This is a genomic window from Bradyrhizobium symbiodeficiens (genome assembly GCF_002266465.3).
In the GTDB taxonomy this organism is placed as follows: domain Bacteria; phylum Pseudomonadota; class Alphaproteobacteria; order Rhizobiales; family Xanthobacteraceae; genus Bradyrhizobium; species Bradyrhizobium symbiodeficiens.
Genome location: NZ_CP029427.2, coordinates 6506025 through 6522548, shown reverse-complemented (window position 1 = coordinate 6522548; position 16524 = coordinate 6506025). Strand labels below are relative to the sequence as shown.

The window sequence follows — 16524 nt, the reverse complement described above, 5'->3', positions numbered from 1 at the left end:
AGCGCAGCGAGAATGCTGTAAGAATGCCCGTCAGGGCGCGGGGACATATCGATGTTGCAGGCAGAGGGCACGGCGACGGCGCCCGACAAGATCAAGGTCGAGTTCGACAATTTCGAGCACGGTTTCCCGGAAGGCTTCGGTCCGCGCGGGTGGGGCGCGCTCGCCTATTGGATCGGCATTGCCTTCGCCGTCTTCCAGCTCTATGTCGCCGCTTTCAACTATCTGCCGAGCCAGGTGGTGCGCGGCGTCCATGTCGGCTTCCTCGTCCTGCTCACCTTCGGCCTGATCGCCAACTTCACCGCGAAGAGCAATTTCGGCCGCGCGCTCGGCTGGGCGATCGGCGGCGCCGGCTTTCTCTGCGGGCTCTACCAGTGGATATTCTACGCCGATCTCATCGCGCGCGACGGCGACCCGACGCGGCTCGATCTCGTGGTCGGAACGGTGCTGGCCGTGCTGATCTTCGAGGGTACGCGGCGACTGATGGGCGCGGCGCTGCCGCTGATGTGCGGCGCGTGCCTCGTCTACTGGTTCTTCGGCCAGTATCTGCCGTCGCCGCTCAACCATCGCGGCTACGATTTCGATCAGATCATCACGCATCTGTCGTTCGGCACCGAGGGCTTCTACGGCGTGCCGATCTACGTATCGGCGACCTATATCTTCCTGTTCATATTGTTCGGTTCGTTCCTGGAGCGCGCCGGCATGATCCAGCTCTTCACCGACGTTTCGCTCGGCCTGTTCGGCCGCACCCGCGGCGGACCTGCGAAGGTCGCGGTATTCGCCTCGGGCATGATGGGCACGATCTCGGGTTCGGGCGTCGCCAATGTCGTGACCGTCGGCCAGTTCACGATTCCCTTGATGATCAGGTTCGGCTATCGCCGCGCGTTCGCCGCCGGCGTCGAGGCCACGGCTTCGATGGGCGGGCAGATCATGCCGCCTGTGATGGGCGCGGTCGCCTTCATCATGGCCGAGACCCTCGGCGTGCAATATTCCGAGATCGTCAAGGCGGCTGCGATTCCCGCCATCCTCTATTTCGCGTCCGCGTTCTGGATGGTGCATCTGGAAGCCGGCAAGCACGGCCTCGTCGGCATGAAGCGCTCGGAGATCCCGAGCGCCTGGAAGGCGCTGGTGACGCGCTGGTACCTCGTGCTGCCGCTTGCCGCGCTCGTCTACATGCTGTTCGAGGGTTTTACGCCGCTCTATGCCGGCAGCATGGGCCTCGCGCTGACCGTAGCGCTGATCCTCGGCACCGCCATCACGACGGGCGCGTCGTCGGTGGCGATCCGCTACATCTTCTGGATCGGGCTTGCGCTCGTCGTCGCCGCGCTGTCGCGTGATGGCCTGCAGATCGTCCCGGTCGCCAGCGTCGTCGTCGGGTTGATCGTGATCACGGCGTTCGTGCGCGGCGGGTTCAAGGCCTTGCGCGATTGTCGCGATGCGCTGGCCGAAAGCGCGAAGTCCGCCATCACCGTCGGCATGGCCTGCGCCATCGTCGGCGTCATCATCGGCATGATGTCGCAGACCGGCGTCGGCACCATCTTCGGCGGCTGGGTGATCGGGCTCGGCGAGAAGAGTCTGTTCCTGGCGCTGATCATGACCATGCTGCTGTCGATCCTGCTCGGCACCGGCATTCCGACCATCCCGACCTACATCATCACCGCCGCGCTCGCCGCGCCCGCGCTGGCAAAGCTCGGTGTGCCGCTGATCGCGAGCCACATGTTCGCGTTCTACTACGGCATCATGGCCGACCTCTCGCCGCCGGTGGCGCTGGCGGCGCTCGCGGCGGCGCCGATCGCCAAGGAGAATCCGGACAAGATCGGCTGGGAGGCGATGCGCATCGCGCTCGCCGGCTACGTCATCCCCTTCATCTTCGTCTATTCGCCGGCCTTGATGCTGCAGGCTGGCGATCCCATGGCGGCCAAGCTCGGCTTCTATGGCGCGGTGGCATTGGCGAGCGTGAAAGCCTTGGTGGCGATCGCCCTGTTCGGCATGGTGGCGATCGGTTTCCTGTTCACGCGGCTGACGCTGATCGAACGCCTGGTCGCGCTCGGCGCCGCGTTCTGCCTGCTCGGCGACTTCCAGCTCAGCGACACCACGGGCTTCGTGCTCGCTGCGGCCATCGTGCTGTGGCAATGGCGGCAGCGCCCGCCTGCGCCTGTCGAGGCGGTGTGAGCCTCTGCTTCGCCACCGCCGGCGGCGTGAAGGCGCTGGCGCTCTCCGCGTTCACGCTCGTCTGGACGCATTCGATCGCGAAGGTCGACTGGCAGGAGGACTGGCGCGTCACCCCCGCCGGCCTCGAACTGGTGCAGGCCCGCGTCAAGGGCACCGGCCCCGGCATGGAGCCGCCGCCCGAGGCGCGGCTGGTCGACGGCTGGTTTCAGTGGCAACCGAAGCGCGCAGCCATGCCGGAGGTCGTGCTCGGCAATTCGGGCGCGGCCGGGGAATGGCGCCTGTGCCATGACGGACAATGCCGGACGCTGTCGGAGATTGTCGGGCATCCCATTGGTGCTAACGTCACCACGATGAAGGTCTGCAAGGATCCGTAGCCCGCATGAGCGGAGCGATATGCGGGAACGGCTGCCCCGGATATCGCTGCGCTCATCCGGGCTACAAGAGCAACAACAAGGAGACACAGGATGGAGCGACTCAAGGGCAAGGTTGCGATGGTGGTGGGGGCCGGTTCGATCGGACCGGGCTGGGGCAACGGCAAGGCCACCGCGGTGACCTTTGCGCGCGAGGGCGCGCAGGTGTTTTGCGTCGACCGCAACGGCGCCGCGGCCGAGGAGACTGCGAAGATCATTACCGGCGAAGGCGGCAAGGCGATCGCCTTCACGGCCGACGTGTCCCGCGCGAGCGAGATCGAGGCGATGGTGGCGGCGTGCCTGAAGGCCTATGGCCGCATCGATGTGCTCGACAACAATGTCGGCATCGCCGAGATGGGCAGCGTGGTCGAGGTCACCGAGGAGAGCTGGGACCGCGTCTTCAGCGTCAACCTCAAGAGCGCCTATTTCGCCATGAAGCACGTCATTCCCGTAATGGTGAAGCAGGGCGGCGGCTCGATCATCAACATCTCCTCGATCGCCTCGATCCGTCATGTCGGGATTTCCTATGTCAGCTACAACGCCAGCAAAGCGGCGATGAACCAGCTGACGCGCTCCACCGCGGTCGAGTTCGCGAAGAGCCATGTGCGGGTGAATGCAATCCTGCCCGGCCTGATGAAGACGCCGATGGTGGAGCACTCGGCGGGTCTTGCCAACAGCTACGCCAAGGGCGACGTCGAAGCGATGTGGCGCGCCCGCGATGCGCAGGTGCCGATGGGCCACATGGGCGAGGCCTGGGACGTCGCCAACGCGGCGCTGTTCCTGGCGTCGGACGAGTCGAAATATGTGACGGGGATCGAGCTGGTGGTGGACGGCGGGATCACGTGCAAGGCGGGGGCGTAGTTTCAATCTCTGCTGTCGTCCCGGATCTGCGTTTCGCTTGTCCGGGACGACAGGACATTGTGGTCGCCTAGTTCGCCAGCGCCAGGATCCCGCCTGCAAACGAATGCCACGCGGCGGTCTCGCTGACCGGCCAGTTCAGCACCTTCACCGCCAGCAGCGCCAGCGTGCCATAGATGTAGACCGGATGCACACGGCCTTCGCTGCGCCAGTCGCGCACCATCGCGACCACGAGCAGCAGCGAGGCGACGACGGCGGGTGCGATCGTCACCGGCACCGGCGGAGGGCCGGGCGGTCCCGGAGGCGCCAGGAATGTCAGAAACCAGCGTGCGATCGCGGCGTCGAGGATCGAGACCGCGGCCAGCAGCATCAGGCGCTTGTGAATTTCGGGCTTGCGCGTGTTCATGATCGCCAGCACGAAGACGATTGCGAAGAACGCGATCCCGCTCATCGGCACGATCGAGAATTCGATGCCGGCCTCGCGCTGGCCGAGGGCTGCGGAATGCTGCATCACGTGCACGGAGGCAAGAAAGCCGAAGATCGTCATCGCGGTGGCGAGCGACACGCCGGCGATGCCCAGCGAGCGGTGATTGACCACGCGGCCGGAGGCCGCGAGCCACGTCTGGAGCACGAAATAGAGCGACCAGGTGAAGAACAAGAGTCCGTGAAAGTGAATCACGGGGCTTGCGGATAGCGTCCGGTTGGCGAGCGGCACCCAATAGGTCGGCGCGAAGCCGAGAAAGGCGGTGGCCGCGCAAGCCAGAGACATGTGCAGATAAAAATATCGTGCAGGCGCCGCATCTCGCGCGCGTACACGACGGTCGTCGGTCAGGGTCGTCATGTGGAGTGAGTCTGAGGAGGCGGGGTTTGGTTCAACGTCTCCCTCTCCCCCGTTCTTACGAGGAGGGGCGGGGTGAAGAAAGCCTCATCCCCCCGCGCTCAATTCCGCGCGATCGAGCTCCTCTTCGATCCGGTGGAACGCATCGTCGCCGATCACCTCGGTGTCGCGGAGCGCGATGACCGATTTGCGCGCGGCCGCGATGGCGCGGCGGCGCAGGGGATCGGCGGGCAGTTCGCCGTTGGCGACGCCGCCGTTGGGATCGCCCTCCGCCTGCATCAGGATGGCGCGATATTCGAGCCGCAGGATCTCCGCCTCCTCCGACGGATCGCTCTCGATCGCATCGAGCGCGGCGCGATAGGCGACGGCACGCGCGCGCGCGACCTCGGTGCCGACGGGATCGTCGTCTTTGAGGCCGAACGCCAGGATCAGTGGCCGCAGCGTCAGGCCCTGGATCACCAGCGATCCCAGCACCACCGCAAAAGCGATGAAGACGATGAAGTCGCGATAGGGAAAATTCTCCGGCAGGGCGAAGGCGGTGGCGAGCGTGACGAGGCCGCGCATGCCGCACCAGGAGATGATGAGGCCGCCCTTCGGCGAGGCCACGGCCTTGGGGTCCTTGGGATGAAAGATTCCCCGCGCCACCAGCACGCGCAGGATCGCGCGATAGAACGTCACCCAGAGCAGCCGGACCAGCACTACGGTGAGCAGGATCCACGCGGCGGCCACGCAATATTCCCAGCGGACGTCCGCATTGAGCCGCGTCCAGATCGGCCGCATCTGCATGCCGATCAGCATGAAGGCCAGCACGTTGAGCACGAACACGGTCGTCTCCCAGACCGCATAGGACGGCACCCGCAGCCGCGCCGGCATGCGCTGCCCCGCCGAGCGCGCCATCGTCATGGCGTAGACAACGATGGTGAGAATGCCGGAGAGGCCGAGATGCTCCGCGGCGATCCAGACCATGAAGGTGGTGGCGAACTGCACGATGATCGCGCTCGGCGCTTCCTTGACGCGTTCCAGGAGCAGCGGGATGAGGTAGCCCGCGAGCAGGCCGGCGACGACGCTGCCGACCAGGGCCAGCGCCATGGTCGGCGCGACCTGGCTCCAGGTCAGATGCTCGGTGGCGACGGCACCGACCGCGATGCGATAGATCAGGAGCGCGCTCGCGTCGTTGAGCAGGCTTTCGCCCTCCAGAACCTTCACCATGCGATGGGGCAGCTTGACCTGGCTCAGGATCGCGACCGCGGCAGCCGCATCGGGCGGCGCCACGATGGCACCGAGCGCGACCGCGGCGGCCCATGGCATCCCGGGCATCAGCTGGTGCGCGACGAAGGCGACGCCGGCCGTGGTCAGGCCGACCGCGGCGACGACCAGGGTCGACACCGGAACCCAATTGTTGCGCAAATCGCGCAGCGAGGTGTCGAAGGCGGCATCGAGCAGCACCGGTGCGACAAAAAGCGCCAATGCCAGGTCCGGCTCCAGCGCCCAGGACGGGCTGTTCGGCACGAAAGCGATCAGCGCGCCGCCGATGGCGAGAAAGGTCGGGTAGGGGACCTTGATCCGCCGCGCCAGCGCCGATAAGGCAACGGCGCCGAGCAGAAGCGCGATGATCCATTCGAATGTCGACACGACGATCCCCGAAGCGGGTTTGAGCGGCGCCACAAGCTAGCACCAATCCGGCCGTATGATGGATAGTGCGGCCCCGAGGCAAGACTCAAGGCAAGACCGAAAGCAGACTTCTCACAGCAACGAGCATGCGTCTTAAAAAACTCATTCAATCAGGCGCCGTATCGCTTTGCGCGCTGTCGTTCAATGCCGCCCAGGCTGCGACCGGCGGCGAGCCGGCTGCGGTGATACAGGTCGATGTCGCCTCATGCCTCGCGGCGGCTGCAGCCGATGACATGGACAAGGCCGCGACGGCCTGCGCCGCCGTGATCGACAATGAGAAGACGGCGAAGGCGGATCTGATCAAGGCGCTGATCGCGCGCGCCGCGCTCCATGCGCGGCACGACCAGATCGACCGCGCCATCGCCGACGACAGCCGCGTTCTTTCGCTCGACCCTGCGCTCGCCGACATCTGGAATGCGCGCGGCGAGCTCTGGCTGAAGAAGGGCGACAAGCCCAAGGCGGTGCTGGATTTCGGCGCGGCGCTGAAGATTGACCCGAACCACGAGAAGGCCAAGGCCAATCACAAGGCAATGGCGCGCGAGATCGAGCGGATCGGCGCGCAGATGGCGGTGGCGGGGAAGCCGAGCTTCAATTGCAGGAGTGCGGCCCGTGCCGTGGAGAAAGCGATCTGCGGCAACCGCGAGCTCGCCGATCTCGATCGGGAGATCTTCGGGTCGAACGCGCGAGCGATCCGGGAGGCGCGCAATCCGGCGGAAGCGAAGAGCCTCCAGCGCGAGCAGGATGAGTTCATTGCCCGCCGCAATGCGGGGTATGGACGGGCCGGGTACGATTTGAAGAAGGCGATGCAGGAGCGGCTGCAGCGGATCAACGGCGTGGACGGGTACTGAGGCGTAAGAACGGGGCGAGGGAGTGCAACTGCCGTCCGCCCCTGACGACAGGCCCGAATGAACCCATCCTCTATCTGCCGCGACAATGGTGAGAACCCGACGCCACGGAGCCCTATGCCATGTGCGGCATGCATTCTTCCGCGCAAGTGCCTTCGCTTGCCAAAACCTCGCTTCGCGCCTTTCTTCTCGGGGCGGCAATGAGCCTCGTCCTTGCAGCCCCCGCCTCGGCGGACACCGATTGCGTCATGGGCAGCAAGGCTGCTCCTGCGGAGCTGATCCCGGCCTGCACAATCATCATCGAGCAGGGCGGAAATCCCGCGCCCGACCGCGCCGCGGCGCTGCTGGTTCGTGCCGACGCCCATGCCCGCACCTCGGGCGGCCTCACGCAAGCCTTGCGGGATATCGACCGGGCCATTGCGCTCGACGGCAGGAATGCAAAGGCCTGGCGCCTGCGCGGCGACCTCCTGCGCGAGGCCGGCGGCGATCTCAATCGTGCGGCGGCCGACCTCAGCAAGGCGATCGAGCTCGATCCGCAGGATGCGGAGGCCTATGAGCTGCGCGGTGTCGTCTACACGACCCAGCGCAGGCTCGACCGTGCGCTCGCCGATTACGACCAGGCGATCAAGCTGAAGCCGGACGATGCGCAGGCCTGGTCCGACCGCGGCGTGAACTACTATCTGGGCGGCGACAACGAGAAGGCGATCAAGGATCTCAGCGAGGCACTGCGGCTCGATCCCAACCGTCCCCGCACCTACACCAACCGCGGCGCCGCATACAAGAAGCTCGGCCAGCTCGACAAGGCGGTGGCCGACGACGGCGAGGCGATCAGGCTCGATCCGAAGGTGCCCGAATACTTTGACAATCGCGGGCTCACCTATGCCGCGATGAAGGAGTACGACAAGGCGATCGCCGATTACGATCAGGCGCTGCGCCTGGCGCCCCGGCCGAACTTCTTCACCAACCGCGGCGATTCCTACCAGTTCAAGGGTGAGCTCGGAGCTGCGCTCGGTGATTACGAGGCTGCACTGAGGCTCGATCCGAATTTCGCGCTGACCTACAACAACCGCGCCGTGCTCTACAAGAAGATGGGCGAGCGCAAGAAGGCGCTGGCCGATTACGAGACGGCGCTCAAGCTCGATCCCGGCAACGAGAACGCTGCCAACGGCCGCCGCAGCATGATCGCGGAGATCGCGAAATTCGGAGATGAGCCGCTGCGGCCTCTCGCGGCCGCTTCCGGCAATGGTCCGTCCTTCGCATGCGCGACGGCCAAGCGCGAGGTCGAGAAGGTGATCTGCGCCGATCCGCAGCTCGGCATGCTCGATCGCCAGATCGCCGAGACCTACGAGCGCGTGCTGAAATCGGCGGGCAAGCGCTCGGCCAGCGAGCTGCGCAAGACCCAGCGCAATTTCCTCAGCCTGCGCAACGCCAGCTTCGGTCGCCCGGGCTACGACCTGAAGAAGATCATGCAGGAGCGGTTGCAGAAGCTGAATGCGACGGAGAGTTGAGGCGAGCTCTCCGCGAGTCCAGCTCTAACTGTGATTGCGGATGCAGCCCCTCGCTCCGACCCTCTCCCCCGTAAGAACGAGGAGAGGGAGAAATGACCCATCCTTTTGAGCTTGAACCGCGGCCCGTTCCCGGGAAAATAGCTCCCAAACAAGGCCGACATTGATCCGGGTCATGGCGGGGCGACCGTCCTGCCGCAAGGTTCAAGGTCAGGCCAATAAAGGGTAGAGGGAGCGCGGGAATGAGCATCCAGGGCAAGAGCAGTTATCACGAAGTCCATGCGCGCTCGCTGGCCGATCCCGAGGGCTTCTGGGCCGAGGCGGCGAAAGAGATCGACTGGATCGAGCCGCCGAAGACGATCTTCGATCCTTCGCAGGGAACCTACGGCCGCTGGTTCACGGGGGGCGTCGTCAATACCTGCTACAACGCGCTCGACCGCCATGTCGAAGGTGGCCGCGCCGACCAGGTCGCGCTGATCCATGATTCGCCGCTGGCGGGCAGCGTCACCAAACTCACCTATGCCGAATTGCTGCACGAGGTGCAGGCGCTTGGCGCCATCATGCAGGATTTCGGCGTCGCCAAGGGCGATCGCGTTATCCTCTATATGCCGATGGTACCGGAGGCCGTGGTCGCGATGCTCGCCTGCGCGCGGATCGGTGCGGTGCACTCCGTGGTGTTCGGCGGCTTTGCGGCGAAGGAGCTTGCCACCCGCATCGACGACGCGCAGCCGAAACTCATCCTCTCGGCAAGCTGCGGCATCGAGCCCGGCCGCATCGTGCAGTACAAGCCGCTGCTCGACGAGGCGATCAAGCTGGCCGGCAGCAAGCCGAAGGCCTGCATCGTGCTGCAGCGTCCGCAGCTCACCTGCGACATGACCGCGGGCCGGGACTATGATTGGGCGAGCCTGCGCCGCAAGGCGATGAACGACGGCAAAAAGGCGCCCTGCGCGCCTGTCGCCGCCACCGATCCCCTCTACATCCTCTACACCTCGGGCACCACGGGCATTCCGAAGGGCGTCGTGCGCGACAATGGCGGCCATCTCGTCGCGGTGAAATGGTCGATGTTCAACCTCTATGGCGTCAAGCCCGGCGAGGTGTGGTGGTGCGGCTCCGACATCGGCTGGGTGGTCGGCCACAGCTACATCGTCTACGGCCCGCTGCTGCACGGCGCGACGACGATCATGTACGAGGGCAAGCCGGTCGGCACGCCCGATGCCGGTGCATTCTGGCGCGTGATCGCCGAGCACAAGGCGGTCGCTTTCTTCACCGCGCCGACCGCGTTCCGCGCGATCCGGAAAGACGATCCGGAAGGAAAGTTCATCCGGCAATACGACCTGTCGAAATTCCGCACCCTGTTCCTCGCCGGCGAGCGGGCCGACCCGCCGACCGTCGAATGGGCGGAGCAGCAGCTGAAGGTGCCGGTGATCGACCATTGGTGGCAGACCGAGACCGGCTGGTGCATTGCCGGCAACCCGGTCGGGCTCGGCATGCTGCCGGTGAAGCACGGCTCGCCGACGGTGCCGATGCCGGGCTACCAGGTCGACGTGGTCGACGAGGCGGCGAAGCCGGTCGGACCCAACACCATGGGCTCGATCGTCATCAAGCTGCCGATGCCGCCGGGTTGCCTGCCGACGCTGTGGAATCAGGACGAGCGCTTCAGGGAGGCTTATCTCAGCGAATTCCCCGGCTACTACAAAACCTCCGATGCCGGCTACAAGGACGAGGACGGCTATGTCTTCGTCATGGGCCGCACCGACGACATCATCAACGTCGCCGGCCATCGGCTCTCCACCGGCGGCATGGAGGAAATCCTGGCCTCGCATCCCGATGTCGCCGAATGCGCCGTGCTCGGCGTCAAGGACGCGATCAAGGGCGAGGTGCCCTGCGGCTTCCTGGTGCTCAAGACCGGCGTGAAGCGTGCGCCCGCCGAGATCGAGAAGGAGATCATCGCGCTGGTGCGCGACAAGCTCGGCCCGGTCGCGGCCTTCAAGCTCGCCATCACCGTCGGCCGCCTGCCCAAGACGCGCTCCGGCAAGATCTTGCGCGGCACCATCAAGAAGATCGCCGACGGCGATAGCTGGACCATGCCGGCGACGATCGAGGACCCCAAGACCCTCGACGAGATCGGGGAGGCGCTGAAGGGGCGGGTGTGAACGAAGCTGCTCGTACTGGATTCCCGCCCTCGCGGGGAATGATGGCGTGCGCGGAACGACGTCCGGGGACTTACAATCTCCTCATTCCGCGCTAAACAGGGCCGGCCAACAGGGGACCTCGTATGCCATTCGCCGCCGTGCCGCGCCTGCTTGCAGCCTTAGCTATCGCCGTCGCTCTCTCCGCCTGCTCCGCGCGCTACCAGACGCCGGTGGCGGTGGGCGGCGACGATGATGATGCGGTCTGCCTGAGCCGGGGCAATGCGCAGGGCTCGCCGGAATACGTGGCCTGCCGCAAGGACCGCGACGTCCAGCGCAACGCCGCCACCGCCCGTGCCGACCGCCGCCAGCGCGACCTCGGCGAATACATGCTGAACCATCCCGATCGGCCCTGACATCGGACGCGGTATCATCCGGCATCTTCACGCACATTGGTCGTGACAGATCTGCAACGCTGCGGCCAAATCGCGGCGCGTTTCGCCCGATTTGATCGGCATCAAATCCTCCAGCGCCCCCTTTCTGCTCAGACGATCATATCGCGCAACGACGCGCGGAAGATGGCTGAAGGGGACTACAATGCAGAGAACGACAAGAAACCTGGCACGGCTTGCGACGGTCGGCGCGATGCTCGCGGGCACTTTTGCATCAGTGCAAGCTGCCGATCTGCCGGTTTACAAGAAGGCGCCGCCGCCGGTGGAGGCGTTCAATCCCTGGATGGTGCGTCTGCGCGTGCTTGGCGTGTTGCCGGATGGCGGTGGCTCAACCGTCAACGTGGCGGGCGTGCCCTCGCTGTCCTCGCCGAATTCCGGCCTCTCGATCAGCGACCAGGTCGTCCCCGAGCTCGACATCAGCTACTTCTTCACCAAGAACATCGCGGCTGAACTGATCCTCGGCGTGACCCGGCACTCGATCAGCGGCACCGGCTCGCTCGCGAACCTGCCGATCGGCAAGACCACTCTGCTGCCGCCGACGCTGACGCTGCAATATCACTTCGACCAGTTCGGCGCGTTCAAGCCGTATGTCGGCGCCGGCGTGAACTACACCGTGTTCTTCAACAATTCCGCGGCCAATACGCCTGCCGCAATCGTCGGTCCGCCCGCGATCGTCGCCACCACCACCAATTTGCATGTCAGCAACGCCTGGGGCGGCGCCGTGCAGTTCGGCTTCGACTACATGATCGACCGGCATTGGGGTCTCAACGTCGACGTCAAGAAGCTCTGGTTGCGTCCGGATTACAGCGCCACCGTCTCCGGCCTGCCGGTCACCGGCACCGCGCATATTGATCCGTGGCTGGTCGGCGCGGGCGTGACGTACAAGTTCTGAGGCTGAAGCGGGAGGCGCGGCGTCCCGACCAGGCCAAGGCCACAAGACAGAACGCGGCGGGTTTACCCGCCGCGTTTCAAATTGTGTTCGATCGCGAACGACGAGCGGAGCTTACTGCTCCTCGTCTTCCTGCTTCTTGCCGCCGAGCGTCTTCAGCTTGGCGAACACGGCGTCGAGGTTGAGGTCGTCGCTCGATCGCTCGGCCGGCTCGAACTCGTCCTTTTTGGTGGTCTCGGACGCCGGCAGCAGGGTGGCGCCGCCATAGGCTGTGTCGATCGGCTTCTCCTTGGCGGCGCGCGCCACCTCGAAATCGAGCTCGATCTGCGAGCAGAGACCAAGGGTAACGGGGTCGATCGGGGTCAGCTGGGAGGTGTTCCAGTGGGTCCGGTCCCGCACGCTCGCGATGGTGCTCTTGGTGGTGCCGACCAGGCGCATGATCTGGGCGTCCTTGAGCTCGGCATGGTTGCGCAGCAGCCAGAGGATGGCGCTCGGTCGCTCATGGCGGCGCGAGACCGGGGTGTAGCGCGGGCCCTTGCGCTTGGGCTGGGGCGGCAGCACCACCTTGCTCTCCTGCAGGCGAAGCCGATAATCCGGATTCTTCTCGCCCTTCTCGATCTCCTCGCGGGTCAGCTGGCCGTTGGAGAGGGGATCCATGCCCTTGATGCCCTGGGCAGCATCGCCGTCGGCGATCGCGCGCACCTCGAGGGGATGCATCTTGGTGAAATCGGCGACCTGGTCAAAGGTCAGCGCGGTGTTGTCGAGCAGCCAGACGGCGGTCGCCTTGGGCATCAGAGGTGCGTTGCTCATGGCAAATCTCCTTTGTGCTTCGCCCACCCCTCTGGAGGCGAAGCCGGTGGTCATCAGCGATGACTGGGAATTCGGGCTATATAAGCCCGGAGGGGGTAGCCACGCAATGGTTCTGCTATAGATAGTGCCTTGACAGCGCCCGAAAGGGGGCCCAATTCCCTGTAAGCCCGTACCTAAGCCCTATTCAATCCATCGACCGCTTCCCGCCCATTTGGCGAGGTGATTCGGTCCCGAGATCGCTCAATGTCAGCCAAACCAGACCTCAAGATCGTGCTTTGTTCTCCCCGCGGCTTCTGCGCCGGGGTAGTCCGGGCGATCGACACCGTCGAACGGGCGCTCGATAAGTACGGCGCGCCCGTCTACGTTCGCCATGAGATTGTGCACAACAAGTATGTCGTCGACGGGTTGAAGAAGAAGGGCGCGATCTTCGTCGAGGAGCTCGCCGAAATCCCGGAAAACACCTCCGCGCCGGTGGTGTTCTCGGCCCACGGCGTGCCGAAGTCGGTTCCGGCCGACGCCCAGTCCCGCAATCTGTTCTCGCTGGATGCGACCTGCCCGCTGGTGACCAAGGTGCACCGCGAGGCCGCGATCCACTTCAAGCGTGGCCGCGAGATATTCCTGATCGGCCACTCCCATCACCCCGAGGTCGTCGGCACGCTCGGCCAGCTTCCGGCCGGCGCCGTGACCCTGATCGAGACCGCCGAGGACGCCAAGACCATTTCCCCGAAGGACCCCAACAACCTCGCCTTCGTGACCCAGACCACGCTGTCGATCGACGACACCGCGGAGATCGTGGCCCTGCTCAAGGAGCGCTTCCCGAACATCAACGGGCCGCACAAGGAAGACATCTGCTACGCCACCACCAACCGCCAACTCGCGGTGAAGAAGGTGGCGCCGGTAGTGGACGCGCTCATCGTCGTCGGTGCCCCCAATTCGTCGAACTCGCAGCGCCTGCGCGAAGTCGCCGAGCGTGAGGGCTGTCCGATCGCGGTGCTGGCGCAGCGCGCCGCTGACCTCGACTGGAAGCGGTTCGAAAACATCACCAGCCTCGGCATCACCGCGGGCGCCTCGGCGCCGGAGGTGATCGTCGAGGAGATCATGGACGCGTTCGCCGAGCGCTTTACGCTGCATGTGGAGACGGTCTCGGCCGCGGAAGAGAACGAGTTCTTCCCGCTGCCGCGCCAGGTGCGCCCCGAAGCTGCCGCCGAGTAGACCTTTATGGCGGTCTACACCGACGTTGCCGCCGACGAACTTGCGGATTTCCTGAAGCACTACGACCTCGGCGAGTTGCTCTCCTACAAGGGCATCGCCGAGGGCGTCGAAAATTCCAACTTCCTGCTGCATACGACCAAGGGGTCGTTCATCCTCACGCTCTATGAGAAGCGCGTGGCGAAGAACGATCTGCCGTTCTTCCTCGCGCTGATGACGCACCTCGCCGAGCACGGCGTCAATTGTCCGCTGCCGGTCAAGGCGAACGACGGCGAGGCGCTGCGCGAATTGTCGGGCCGGCCGGCTGTGATCATTACCTTTCTCGAAGGCGTCTGGCCGCGTAAGCCGACTGCGGCCCATTGTGCCGGCGTCGGCGAAGGGCTGGCCCGAATGCATCTGGCCGGCGCGAATTTTGCGATCAGGCGCGCCAATGCGCTGTCGGTCCCGGGCTGGCGGCCGCTGTTCGATGCGGCGTCAAACCGTGCCGACGAGGTGCAGCCGGGCCTGCGCGCGTTTCTCGCCGCCGAGCTCGACTATCTCTCGAGCGGGATCTGGCCGGGCAATCTGCCGGAGGGCGTGATCCACGCGGACCTCTTCAACGACAATGTCTTCTTCCTCGGCGACCAGCTCTCGGGGATCATCGACTTCACCTTCGCCTGCAACGACATGCTGGCCTATGACGTCGCGATCTGCCTCAACGCCTGGTGCTTCGAGCCAGATCATTCCTTCAACGTCACCAAGGCGCGCGCCTTCCTCAACGCTTATGGCCGCGTGCGAAAGCTCTCGGACGCCGAAGAGGCCGCGCTGCCGTTGCTGGCGCGCGGTGCTGCGATCCGTTTCCTGCTGACGCGGCTGGTCGACTGGCTCAACGTGCCCGAAGGCGCGCTGGTCAAGCCGAAGGATCCGCTGGAATATGTCCGCAAGCTGCGCTTCCACCAGAGCGTGACGAGCGTACGCGATTATGGGCTGATGCCGTCGGGGCTAGTGGCGTGAGCGAGCTTCCCAATGTCACGATCTATACCGACGGCGCCTGCTCGGGAAATCCCGGGCCGGGCGGCTGGGGCGCGATCCTCAAGTTCGGCGACAAGGAAAAAGAGCTGAACGGCGGCGAGCGCCACACCACCAACAACCAGATGGAGCTGATGGCGGCGATCTCCGCCCTCGAAGCGCTGAAGAAGCCGTGCACCGTCGACCTCTACACCGACAGCCAATATGTCCGGCAGGGCATCACCGGCTGGATCCACGGCTGGAAGCGCAACGGCTGGCGCACCGCCGACAAGAAGCCGGTCAAGAATGTCGAGCTATGGCAGCGCCTGGACGCCGCGCTGAAGCAGCACGAGATCCGCTGGCACTGGGTCAAGGGCCACGCCGGCCATCCCGAGAACGAACGCGCCGATCAGCTGGCACGGGACGGGATCGTGAAGGCTAGGTTGCAGCAGAGGCTGGCGGAGTAGCGCTCGCTCTCTCCACGCGTCATGCCCGGGCTCGACCCGGCCATCCACGTCTCATCGCGCGTGACCAAGAACGTGGATGCCCGGGACAAGCCGGGCATGACGTCGTTTTTTGGAAAGGGCTGGGTCTAAAGCTCAGAGCTGCCCGAGCAGCGTATCGCCGCCGGAGACCTCGACCTTGCCGGGCATCGCCTCGAGGTTCAGCTTCTTGACCACGCCGTCCTCGACCAGCATCGAATAGCGCTTGGAGCGGATGCCGAGGCCGTTGGCGGAGGCGTCGAGCTCCATCCCGATCGCCTTGGTGAAATCGGCATTGCCGTCGGCGAGGAAGATGGCCTCGTCGCGCTGGTCGGTGTCGCGCTTCCAGGCGTTCATGACGAAGGCGTCGTTGACGGACACGATGGCGATGCTGTCGACGCCCTTGTCCTTCAGGGCGTAGGCGTTGAGGAAGATGCTCGGCAGATGCATCTTGTGGCAGGTGCCGGTGTAGGCGCCGGGCACCGCGAACAGCGCCACCTTCTTGCCCTTGAAGATCTCGTCGGTGGTCTTCACCTGCGGGCCTTCCGCCGTCATCACGCGGAATTTCGCCTCGGGCAGCTTGTCGCCAGTCTGGATCGCCATCGTCAGTCTCCCTGAATATCGATCCCGCTTTTTAGACCGTGCGGCGGGCCTGCACAATATTGCCGGCGGGCAAAGCGGCATCGCCGTCGCCTTTTACCGGGATGACTCAGCCGGAAAAGCTGCCATTGTCGAGGAAGGCCTGCTCCTCGTCGGTGGTCGGGCGCCCGAGCATGCGGTTACGGTGCGGGAAACGACCGAAACGGCGGATGATGTCGGCGTGCTCCTGGGCGTATTTCAGGTTCTCGGCGTTGTCGGCGTCTTGAAACAGCGCGATGCAGTGCTCCTGGTCCGGCAGGTGCTCCGAATGCATGAAAGGCATGTAGAGGAATTCGAGCAGGGCCGGATCGATCCTGCGATCCACTGCCCGATCGATGGCGCGGCGGGCAACATCGCGGGCCGGCGCGTCGCTGGAGAACGTCATGGGATCGCCGCGAAACATGTTGCGGGGAAACTGGTCGAGCACGATGACGAGCGCGAGTGCGCCCTCGTCGCTGGTCTCCCATAACCCCAGCTCGCCCGCAGCCGCCCTCTGCCATAGCGCGCAAAAGCGGCGCCTGACCTCCGCGTCGAAAGCGTCATCGCGCTTGTACCAGCGCTCGCGGCCGGCCTCGCGCCAAAAGGCGAGAATGTCGGCCGGCGTGATGTCCCCGACGTCAGTCATCAGTGG

At 65.2% G+C, this 16524-nt stretch carries 16 protein-coding genes; 11 read left to right on the top strand and 5 right to left on the bottom strand.

The genetic code is table 11. The annotated features are described in order from the left end of the window. Positions 1-51: 51 nt before the first annotated feature. The 3 genes from CIT39_RS30675 to CIT39_RS30665 all read left to right on the top strand — a co-directional run bounded on the left by CIT39_RS30675 (position 52) and on the right by CIT39_RS30665 (position 3440). On the top strand, positions 52-2169 hold the full coding sequence (locus tag CIT39_RS30675) for a TRAP transporter permease (RefSeq protein ID WP_094976559.1): 2118 nt from the start codon (positions 52-54) through the stop codon (positions 2167-2169). Further along, positions 2130-2543: a DUF1850 domain-containing protein gene (locus CIT39_RS30670; protein WP_094976560.1), complete on the top strand. Its 414-nt coding sequence runs from the start codon at positions 2130-2132 to the stop codon at positions 2541-2543. The genes CIT39_RS30675 and CIT39_RS30670 overlap by 40 nt, the downstream gene beginning before the upstream one ends. Positions 2544-2633: 90 nt before the next feature. Beyond that, on the top strand, positions 2634-3440 hold the full coding sequence (locus CIT39_RS30665) for an SDR family NAD(P)-dependent oxidoreductase (protein WP_094976561.1): 807 nt from the start codon (positions 2634-2636) through the stop codon (positions 3438-3440). A gap of 67 nt (positions 3441-3507) precedes the next feature. Here CIT39_RS30665 and CIT39_RS30660 read toward each other — a convergent pair whose 3' ends face one another. Both CIT39_RS30660 and CIT39_RS30655 read right to left on the bottom strand, forming a co-directional pair. After that, on the bottom strand, positions 3508-4278 hold the full coding sequence (locus CIT39_RS30660) for a hypothetical protein (RefSeq protein ID WP_094976562.1): 771 nt from the start codon (positions 4276-4278) through the stop codon (positions 3508-3510). 84 nt (positions 4279-4362) lie between these two features. Further along, positions 4363-5940 carry a cation:proton antiporter gene (locus CIT39_RS30655; RefSeq protein WP_094976563.1) on the bottom strand — a complete coding sequence of 526 codons (1578 nt, stop codon included), beginning with the start codon at positions 5938-5940 and terminating at the stop codon, positions 4363-4365. Positions 5941-6032: 92 nt separating this feature from the next. On the opposite strand from CIT39_RS30655, the gene CIT39_RS30650 reads away from it, so the two are divergent. From CIT39_RS30650 to CIT39_RS30630, 5 genes are all read left to right on the top strand, one after another. After that, positions 6033-6794: a tetratricopeptide repeat protein gene (locus CIT39_RS30650; protein WP_094976564.1), complete on the top strand. Its 762-nt coding sequence runs from the start codon at positions 6033-6035 to the stop codon at positions 6792-6794. A 119-nt stretch (positions 6795-6913) separates the two neighbouring features. Then, positions 6914-8299, top strand: coding sequence for a tetratricopeptide repeat protein (locus tag CIT39_RS30645; RefSeq protein WP_094976565.1), 1386 nt, complete (start codon positions 6914-6916; stop codon positions 8297-8299). A 239-nt stretch (positions 8300-8538) separates the two neighbouring features. Then, positions 8539-10449: a propionyl-CoA synthetase gene (locus CIT39_RS30640; RefSeq protein WP_094976566.1), complete on the top strand. Its 1911-nt coding sequence runs from the start codon at positions 8539-8541 to the stop codon at positions 10447-10449. A gap of 122 nt (positions 10450-10571) precedes the next feature. Continuing rightward, positions 10572-10841: a hypothetical protein gene (locus CIT39_RS30635; protein ID WP_094976567.1), complete on the top strand. Its 270-nt coding sequence runs from the start codon at positions 10572-10574 to the stop codon at positions 10839-10841. A gap of 181 nt (positions 10842-11022) precedes the next feature. Further along, on the top strand, positions 11023-11769 hold the full coding sequence (locus CIT39_RS30630; protein WP_094976568.1) for an OmpW/AlkL family protein: 747 nt from the start codon (positions 11023-11025) through the stop codon (positions 11767-11769). 111 nt (positions 11770-11880) lie between these two features. Here CIT39_RS30630 and CIT39_RS30625 read toward each other — a convergent pair whose 3' ends face one another. After that, positions 11881-12576: a DUF1013 domain-containing protein gene (locus tag CIT39_RS30625; protein ID WP_162308764.1), complete on the bottom strand. Its 696-nt coding sequence runs from the start codon at positions 12574-12576 to the stop codon at positions 11881-11883. A 243-nt stretch (positions 12577-12819) separates the two neighbouring features. Between CIT39_RS30625 and ispH the strand changes: the two genes are divergently transcribed. From ispH to rnhA, 3 genes are read left to right on the top strand one after another with little or no spacing between them, the layout of a single operon-like run. Then, on the top strand, positions 12820-13788 hold the full coding sequence (gene ispH, locus CIT39_RS30620; protein ID WP_094976570.1) for a 4-hydroxy-3-methylbut-2-enyl diphosphate reductase: 969 nt from the start codon (positions 12820-12822) through the stop codon (positions 13786-13788). Between the two features lie 6 nt (positions 13789-13794). Continuing rightward, positions 13795-14778, top strand: coding sequence for a homoserine kinase (locus tag CIT39_RS30615; RefSeq protein ID WP_094976571.1), 984 nt, complete (start codon positions 13795-13797; stop codon positions 14776-14778). After that, on the top strand, positions 14775-15239 hold the full coding sequence (gene rnhA / locus CIT39_RS30610) for a ribonuclease HI (RefSeq protein ID WP_094976572.1): 465 nt from the start codon (positions 14775-14777) through the stop codon (positions 15237-15239). Before CIT39_RS30615 ends, rnhA begins: the two co-directional genes overlap by 4 nt. 132 nt (positions 15240-15371) lie before the next feature. Here rnhA and CIT39_RS30605 read toward each other — a convergent pair whose 3' ends face one another. Beyond that, positions 15372-15857 (bottom strand): peroxiredoxin, encoded by a 486-nt coding sequence (locus CIT39_RS30605; RefSeq protein ID WP_094976573.1) that lies wholly within the window; start codon positions 15855-15857, stop codon positions 15372-15374. 106 nt (positions 15858-15963) lie between these two features. Then, positions 15964-16518: a DUF924 family protein gene (locus CIT39_RS30600; RefSeq protein WP_094976574.1), complete on the bottom strand. Its 555-nt coding sequence runs from the start codon at positions 16516-16518 to the stop codon at positions 15964-15966. Positions 16519-16524 lie beyond the last annotated feature (6 nt).